This is a genomic window from Sphingomonas sp. BE138 (genome assembly GCF_031456125.1).
GTDB lineage: Bacteria > Pseudomonadota > Alphaproteobacteria > Sphingomonadales > Sphingomonadaceae > Sphingomonas.
Map to the genome: position 1 here is coordinate 20,516 of NZ_JAVDUC010000025.1, position 8,456 is coordinate 28,971.

Annotated in this window: 5 protein-coding genes and 2 pseudogenes; 6 read left to right on the forward strand and 1 reads right to left on the reverse strand. The window is 61.9% G+C overall.

Going from position 1 to position 8,456, the window contains the following annotated elements:
* Positions 1–40: 40 nt before the first annotated feature.
* The 3 genes from J2Y58_RS18510 to J2Y58_RS18520 all read left to right on the forward strand — a co-directional run bounded on the left by J2Y58_RS18510 (position 41) and on the right by J2Y58_RS18520 (position 5,094).
* Entirely contained in the window at positions 41–1,648 is a 1,608-nt protein-coding gene (locus tag J2Y58_RS18510; protein WP_241215529.1) for a long-chain-fatty-acid--CoA ligase, read from the forward strand.
* Positions 1,645–3,360: an acyl-CoA dehydrogenase gene (locus tag J2Y58_RS18515; RefSeq protein ID WP_066690511.1), complete on the forward strand. Its 1,716-nt coding sequence runs from the start codon at positions 1,645–1,647 to the stop codon at positions 3,358–3,360. Before J2Y58_RS18510 ends, J2Y58_RS18515 begins: the two co-directional genes overlap by 4 nt.
* 78 nt (positions 3,361–3,438) lie before the next feature.
* Positions 3,439–5,094, forward strand: coding sequence for an electron transfer flavoprotein-ubiquinone oxidoreductase (locus tag J2Y58_RS18520; protein WP_066690508.1), 1,656 nt, complete (start codon positions 3,439–3,441; stop codon positions 5,092–5,094).
* 413 nt (positions 5,095–5,507) lie between these two features.
* Here J2Y58_RS18520 and J2Y58_RS18525 read toward each other — a convergent pair.
* Positions 5,508–6,679 (reverse strand): IS3 family transposase gene (locus J2Y58_RS18525; protein ID WP_310106493.1). Its coding sequence is split into 2 segments (ribosomal slippage): positions 5,508–6,415 and positions 6,415–6,679, totalling 1,173 coding nucleotides; the frame shifts between segments, so codons are not numbered across the junction.
* A gap of 63 nt (positions 6,680–6,742) precedes the next feature.
* Between J2Y58_RS18525 and J2Y58_RS18530 the strand changes: the two are divergent.
* From J2Y58_RS18530 to J2Y58_RS18540, 3 genes and pseudogenes are all read left to right on the forward strand, one after another.
* Positions 6,743–7,021, forward strand: a pseudogene (locus J2Y58_RS18530) (integrase core domain-containing protein); the annotation flags it as partial.
* Positions 7,022–7,435: 414 nt separating this feature from the next.
* A complete protein-coding gene (locus J2Y58_RS18535; protein WP_310106494.1) occupies positions 7,436–7,945 on the forward strand; it encodes a MucR family transcriptional regulator in 510 nt (169 codons plus the stop codon).
* 156 nt (positions 7,946–8,101) lie between these two features.
* A pseudogene (locus J2Y58_RS18540) lies at positions 8,102–8,361 on the forward strand (IS3 family transposase); the annotation flags it as partial.
* Positions 8,362–8,456: the final 95 nt, after the last annotated feature.

An 8,456-nucleotide genomic window follows, 5' to 3' on the forward strand; every position in this document is an offset into this window, starting at 1 on the left:
GCGGGGCGTCCAAGACAACTCGAACGATACGGATGACGCGGTGAGCCAGCCAAAGATACTTCAGACCGCGGGTAGGGACGCATACGCCTTCCCGTTGCTCATCCGCCATCTGCTCGCGAACGTGGCCGAGCAGAGCAGCGCGGAGATCGTCAGCGGAGGACTGCGTTTCACCTATCGTCAATTCGTTGACCGGGTGCGTCGTCTGGCGACGGCGCTGGCGGCGCGCGGCGTCCGTCCGGGCGACACGATCGCCGTGATGGACTGGGACAGTCACCGCTACCTCGAATGCTACTTCGCGATACCGATGATGGGCGCGATCCTGCAGACGGTGAACGTCCGGCTGTCACCCATGCAGATTGGGTACACCTTGCAGCAGTCCGGAGCATCGGTCGTGCTGTACCACGACGACTTCCGCCCACTGTGTGACGCAATCTGCTCACATCTACCGGGGCTTCGCGAAGCGATTCCGATGACCACTCCGGGCGTGCAGTCGTACGAGGAATGGCTCGACGGGACCGATCCGACCTACGAGTTCGAGGACTTCGACGAGAACGCCATCGCGACGACGTTCCACACGACGGGCACGACCGGAGATCCCAAGCAGGTCTTCTTCACCCACCGCCAGCTCGTGCTGCACACGCTGGCCTTCACGTCGACTCTCGCCAGTCAACCTCAAGGCCAGAACCTGACACGGGCCGACGTGTACATGCCGATCACGCCGATGTTCCATGTCCACGCGTGGGGCGCCCCCTACGCCGTCACGATGCTAGGTCTCAAGCAGGTCTATCCCGGACGTTACGATCCCTCGACCCTGCTGCGGCTTCGGCGCACGGAGGACGTCAGCTTCTCTCACTGCGTTCCAACGCTGCTTCGCATGCTTATCGATGCCGCCGCTGGCGAACCGCTTGGACCGTGGACTATCGTTATCGGCGGATCGGCTCTGCCACCGGCGTTGGTGGAGGAAGCGTTCGAGGTCGGTATAACGACGCTTGCGGGGTTCGGCATGTCGGAGACCGGACCGGTGATCGCACTTGCGCGGGGTGAGGCCGAGGACTCGCACGGTCTTAGTCGTGCAGGATTCGCCCTCCCGTTGGTCTACGCGAAGATTGATGGAAAACGTGGCGGAGAACTCGTCCTGCGTGCACCTTGGTTGACGCAAGGGTACGGCAGCCAGGACGCATCCGACACGCTTTGGGAAGACGGGTGGCTACATACCGGGGACGTGGCCGAAAAGGACGCCGACGGCGCCATCCGCATCGTCGACCGTCTGAAGGACGTCATCAAGTCGGGCGGAGAATGGATCTCCTCAATCGACCTGGAGGCGCGCCTCATGGAGGATGCAGCGGTTTCCGAGGCCGCTGTCGTAGGCATCGCCCATCCCCGCTGGGGCGAGCGTCCTATCGCATTCGTGACAGCCGCACCCGACGAAATCATCTCGGAGGAGCGGCTTTACGACGCTTTATCGAAACAAGCAGTGGCCGGACAAATAAGCCGATACGCCATTCCATCGATCATCCATGTTGCAGACGGTCTACCCAGGACCAGCGTCGGCAAGATCGACAAGAAAGCGCTTCGTGAGATCGCCATTGCGCTAGCGGCCGATGCTGCGGCCGCGGTGGAAGCACAGTCGAAGGTAGCCGGAGCATGAGCACAGCGATCGCAGCAACGAGCGAAATCCGCTTCGTCCTCGACCACGTTGCCCAGATCGGGCATCTGGCCCAGAGCGAACGTTTTGCCGCCGCCAGCGACGACGTCATCGAGGCGATAATCGAGGGGGCGGCCACCTTCGCGACCGAGGTCTGGGCTCCGCTCAACCACGCAGGAGACACGGTCGGCGCCAAGTGGACTGAGCAGGGGGTTGTCCTTCCCGACCGGTATCCGGAGGCCTATCGCGCGTACGTGGAAGGCGGATGGGGTACCATCGGAGTGCCCGAAGAGCATGGTGGGCAGGGGCTACCGTTTACGTTGCAGACCGCGGTGCTGGAACTGCTGGGCACTGCCAACCCCGGTTTCGCCCTGTGTCCTACGCTGACGGTTGGTGCCATCGAGGCGCTGGTTCACCACGGTACGCCCGAACAGCAGGCAAAATTCCTGCCGCAGCTGGCAACCGGTGCCTGGACCGGTACGATGAACCTGACCGAGCCACAGGCGGGATCCGACGTGGGAGCGCTACGCGCGCAAGCCGTGCCGCGGGGCGACGGCACGTGGTCCATCAAGGGCACAAAGATCTTCATCTCGTTCGGTGATCACGACCTGGCCGACAACATCGTCCATCTCGTTCTGGCTCGTACTCCTGATGCTCCGGCCGGAACGCGTGGCATCTCGCTGTTCCTGGTTCCGAAGTTCCGCCTCGACAAGGAGGGCCATCTCGGGGCGTTCAACGACGTCAAGGTAGTCTCCATCGAGCACAAGCTGGGACTTCATGCGTCCCCGACCTGCGTCTTGAGCTTCGGCGACAACGACGACTGCGTCGGCGAACTCATCGGTCCTGAGCATGGCGGAATGCGGGCGATGTTCACGATGATGAACAACGCTCGACTGAACGTCGGTCTGCAGGGCGTGCAGATCGGGGAGGCTGCTACCCGAAAAGCCGTTACCTATGCGTTGGAGCGGGTGCAGTCCGCACGATCCGGGGCTACCGACCGCAAACCGGTCCGAATCGCCGACCATCCTGACGTCCGTCGCATGCTGATGCGCATGGCGGCGCAGACCCAGGCCGCACGTGCGCTGGTATACTACGCTGCGGCCCAAGTGGACCGGACGACGCTCGGCGACGCCGCTGCGCGCGAGCGCCTCGAGATCCTCACGCCCCTTGCGAAAGCTCATGCCACGGACCTCGGCAACGAGATCGCATCGATTGGTGTGCAGGTGCATGGCGGGATGGGATATGTCGAGGAGACCGGAGCGGCACAATACTTCCGGGACGCTCGCATCACCCCGATCTACGAAGGCACGAACGGCATCCAGGCTGCGGACCTGGTCGGTCGTAAGCTCGGAATGGGGAACGGTTCGGCGTTCGCTTCCCTGATTGCCGACATGCGTGAAACGTCTCAGACCGCCGCACTGACGGAACTGATCGACGTGTGCGACGAGACGGGACGTCGGCTAGCGGGTGCCGATGCGGACGACCGCCTGGCGGCCAGCTATCCGTTCCTGACGATGTTGTCGGTCGCGGTCTGTGGGTGGTTGATGGAAGCGCAGGGTCGAGCAGCTTCGGATGACGATTTATGGCAGGCCAAGAAGGCAACGACCGCCTTCTATCTCAACCAGATCGTGCCCGAAGCCTTGGGTTTGGCGGCGGCCGCGCGAGCCTCGTCGGCCGAACTTTATGCGGTCGATCCCGCCCTGCTCCTCGCTTGACGAGCTTCAAGACGGAACGCCCATTTCGAGCGGATCCGGAAGCGAGGTGGGCTACATGACGACGCGGGAGTGCAAGGCATGAACGAACGGGAATCAATGCCCTACGACGTGGTGATCGTTGGTGCCGGCCCCGCCGGTCTGACGGCCGCGATCCGGCTGAAACAACTCGCCGAAGCGGCGGGTACCGACATGTCGGTGTGCGTTCTCGAAAAGGGGTCGGAGGTCGGCGCGCACATCCTGTCGGGAGCGGTCATCGACCCGCGTGCCCTCGACGAACTGATCCCCGACTGGCGGGAGACCGATTGCCCGCTTGCCGAAACGCCGGTGACGCAGAACCATCATTGGGTGCTGACGACCAGGAAGAAGTTCAACCTGCCGCATCTCTGGACGCCGCCCTTCCTTCACAACAAGGGAACGTACACGGGCTCGCTCGGCAATCTGTGCCGCTGGCTCGCCGGCCGGGCCGAGGCGATGGGCGTGGAAATCTTCCCCGGCTTCGCAGCCGCCGAGATCCTGTTTCACGAGGATGGGCGCGTGAAGGGTGTAGCGACGGGCGACATGGGTGTCGCCCGCGACGGCACGCGCAAGGGCGACTATCAGCCCGGTCTAGAACTTCACGCGAAATACACCTTCTTCGCCGAAGGCGTGCGCGGTCACCTAACCAAAGAACTGATCCGGACCTTCGATCTCGCCGCCGAGAGTGACCCACAGGTCTATGGCCTCGGCATCAAGGAGCTGTGGGACATCGATCCCGCGAAGCATGAACCCGGCAAGGTGGTGCATACGCAGGGTTGGCCCTTGGGCAGCGACGCAAACGGCGGCGGCTGGATCTATCATCAGGCAAATGGCCAGGTGTCGATCGGCTTCGTCACCTGGCTCGGCTATACCAATCCGTATCTGTCCCCCTTTCAGGAAATGCAGAAGTGGAAAACGCATCCCGCCATCGCCGACCTGCTGGGGGGTGGCCGCCGCGTCTCGTACGGAGCGCGCGCGATCAATGACGGGGGTCTCCAGTCGATCCCTAAGCTGGTCGCCCCCGGCGCCGCGCTGATCGGCTGCTCCGCCGGCTTCCTCAACGTACCGCGCATCAAGGGCACGCACGGCGCGCAGAAGTCCGCGATGATGGCTGCTGAGGCCGCGTTCGAAGCAATCCGGGCGGGGCGCGAAGGCGACGAACTCGCCGCCTATCCGGCTGCGTTCGAGACGAGTTGGCTGAAGAAGGAGCTGTCCGTCGTCCGCAACGTCGTGCCGCTGGTCAAGAAGTTCGGGGATTTCGTCGGCTCCGGCCTGTCCGGCATAACCATGTGGCTGGAGCATTTCGGGCTGAAGATGCCTTTCACCCTGCATCATCATCCCGACCATGACACGCTGGAACGGAAGGCCCTAGTGAAACCGCCGGTCTACCCCAAGCCCGATGGCGTCCTGACCTTCGACCGTCTCTCCTCGGTTTTCCTGTCGAACACGAACCACGAGGAGGATCAGCCCATCCACTTGCAGCTGCGTGATCCCTCGATCCCGATCGCCTACAACCTACCGCTTTACGACGAACCGTCCCAGCGCTACTGCCCGGCCGGTGTCTACGAAGTGGTCGGTGTTGCGGACGGCAGTCCCAAGTTCGTCATCAACGCTCAAAACTGCGTTCACTGCAAGACGTGCGACATCAAGGATCCGACGCAGAATATAAACTGGGTTGTGCCGGAAGGCGGCGGTGGCCCGAACTATCCGAACATGTGATTTCTGTTTGTCAGTAATTGATAGTGTCGACCATCGACACCCACGCGCGCTCCCGACTGTCGAAACAATGACGGCGATATCGGCTGATTGCGTGCGACGTATTGCACAGACATAAGCGCCAACTGTAAGCGTGGTCGGCAGGCCGCCTTGCGGTAGCGCTGGCGGTCAGGATGCTTGTCGCCTTTGACGAGGGCGCGGGCTGTGCGGGAAGTTGTCGGTTCTACGACTGGTCATACGACTACTCGTATGACTGGTCGGATGGAGGTGGTCGGCCGGGTATCAGGCCGGCGCCGATGGTCGGACACGGAGAAGCTGGAGATTTTGGCCGAGGCGTTCCGGCCGGGGATACGGGTCTGCGATGTCATCGCGCATCGCGAGGTGAGCAGCCCCCACCGGGTGGTCCGGGTAGATAGTTAGTGCATTGTCGTCTCCGCCGCCATTGCCGGGCGCAGGTGGAGCGAAGCGGAACCGGAGGCCGGCAATGGCGGCGTCGCCGCTTCTGGTGCGGGTGGGCGATAGCCCAGGCTGCTATGTGGCCGGATGGTGTTGTAGTGGCGCCGCCACGCCTCGATCAGCACTCTCGCCTCGGCGAGGCTGTAGAAGATCTCTCCGTTAAGCAGCTCGTCACGCAGCGAGCCATTGAAGCTCTCGTTGTAGCCGTTCTCCCACGGCGAGCCTGGCGTGATGTAGAGCGTGTTCACGCCGATCTGCCCAAGCCATTTCTGGACTGCGGTGGCGATGAACTCGCTGCCGTTGTCCGATCTGATATGGGCAGGCGGGCCCCGGTCAATGAACAGCTCGGCCAGGGCCGCCAGCACATCTTCGTGGCGAAGCTGACGGGCGACCATTAGCGCCAGGCACTCGCGGCTGGCCTCGTCGATGATCGTGAGGATGCGAAACTTGCGCCCGTCATGCGTCCGTGCCTCGACAAAGTCGTACGCCCAGATGTGCCCGGGATATTCCGGCCGCAGCCGAATACACGAGCCATCGTTCAACCACAGCCGACCACGTTTCGGCTGTCGCTGAGGCACCTTCAGCCCCTCGCGCCGCCAGATCCGTTCCACCCGTTTGTGGTTCACCGACCAGCCGGCCGCATGCAGCAGTGCGGTTACCCGGCGATAGCCGTAGCGCCCGTACTGGCTGGCCAGCGCGACGATGTCGTCGGTCAGCGCCTCCTCGTCATCTGCCCCACACGGCACTTTGCGCTGCGTCGACCGATGCTGCCCGAGGACGCGGCACACCCGTCGCTCGGACACATCCAACACCTCACGCACCTGGTCGATGCACCGCCGGCGCCGTGCGGGGCTCAGAAGTTTCCCCGCGCCGCCTCTTGCAGGATCAGCTTGTCCAATGTCAGGTCCGAGATCGCGCGACGCAGCCGCAGGTTCTCCTTCTCCAGATCCTTCATCCGCCGCGCCTGATCCGTCTTCAGACCACCATATTCCTTGCGCCATCGGTAATAGGTCTGCTCGCTAACTGCGATGCGCCGGCATGCCTCGGCCGTCGTGCCGCCCTGGCCCAGCATGATCTCAACCTCACGCAGCTTGCCGATGATCTCCTCGGGCTTGTGCTTCTTCGCTGGCATTCGTCGTCCCTTCCTCGATCCAGACTGTCATAGTCGATGGACCACTCAGAAGGGGGCAGCTCAGAACACCGGCTCACCAAGCCGAACCACCCGTGGACCAACGGACAAGTCGAACGGATGAACCGCACCATCAAGGAGGCAACCGTCAAACGCTTCCACTACGAGAGCCACGACCAGCTTCGGACGCACCTCGCCGACTTCATGGCAGCCTACAACTTTGCCCGCCGGCTCAAGACGCTCAGCGGCCTCACCCCCTACCAATACATCGCCAAGATCTGGACGTCAGAACCAGACCGGTTCATCGTCGACCCGATCCACCAGATGCCGGGACTGAACACCTAGCGTGCGCTTGTGTGCTTTTTGGATGCCAATTGACACTCGAGACGCGTTTGCCGCCATATCACTAGTTAGACGTACAGTCGTCGGGATTTCGTGCTTGCGGGTTGGGGGCATGCCAACATAGTCTGACATGTTCCAGATCATGTTGGCCGGTAATCCGGACGAGGGTACGCCCTTCGAGTGAAGAGTGCGTGGTCAGATTCGAGGAGGCATATCAGCTGTCCAAAACGAACCTTCAAGTCTGGCTATCGGGCCGACCAACCATGATCGCTAGATTGAATGTCCCGTTGCGTTCGCAATCTATGCCCTGCGTTAGTGTTCTAATGGGCTGAACGCCGTTCGGCGCGAACACTTTCATTTGAGCAATCTTTGTGTAACTAATCGTCAAACGGCGAACGATCCCAAACTGGAAATTCGATGACCACTGAAATCAACGCCACCGAACTGGCAACCGAGTTGACTATCGCCTGGTTGGGTAACTCCAATACGCGGGTATCGGCGGACGACGTTCCTGCATTTCTCCAGTCAATGTATGCAACTGTGACCGGCCTTGGTACGCCGGCCGACGACACCTTGTCTGAACCGACGGAGCCTGAGTACACCCCTGCCGTGTCAGTTCGAAAATCGCTTGCCAGTAAAGATCACATCATCAGCATGATCGATGGCAAGCCATACAAGACGCTTCGTCGTCACCTGTCTGGCCATGGTCTTACTCCGGACGAGTATCGTTCTCGCTATGGTCTCAAGGCTGACTATCCGATGGTCGCTGAGACATACAGCGAGAGCCGCCGCGCCATGGCCAAGCGGATCGGTCTTGGACGAAAGGCCAAGGCAACCTCGGACAATCCTGCGTCTGCAGACACTGCTGGCGTGTCGACGCCAAAAGGTCGCCGCGGAGCGAGGAAGGCGGAAGCTTCCGACGCTTGAAAGCCCCTCAATGCAGCACGGACGCTTGGCTTGCTAACCGCTGCCAAGCGTCCGACCGGGTCGGCAACCTGGACTTGAGCAAAAAATCGGCGACGAAGCACGATGAACCGCACCGGGTTTGTCGGAGGCTCCAACTCCTGAGAAGGTGGAGCCTGTATGAGCAAGACGACGAACAAGTTTGCTTCCGAGGTTCGCGAGCGAGCGGTACGGATGATGCTGGACCACGAGCGCGATCACCCATCGCGATGGGCAGCGATAGTTTCCATTGCCAAGAAGATCGGCTGCGTTCCGCAGACGCTGCCTGAGCTGGTAAAGAATGCGGAGGTGAACAGCGGCAAACGCGCTGGCGTCCCGACCGAAGTTTGCGAAAGATGAAGGCGCTGGAATTCGAATTCCGCGAGCTGCGACAGGCCGACGTGTGTAGGGCGGTGACAAACCCGGCCACGGGAGCGCCGGCATAGGTGCCGGTGCGGCGGAGAGAAATCCTGCCAGTGGTAAGCTGCTCCATTTG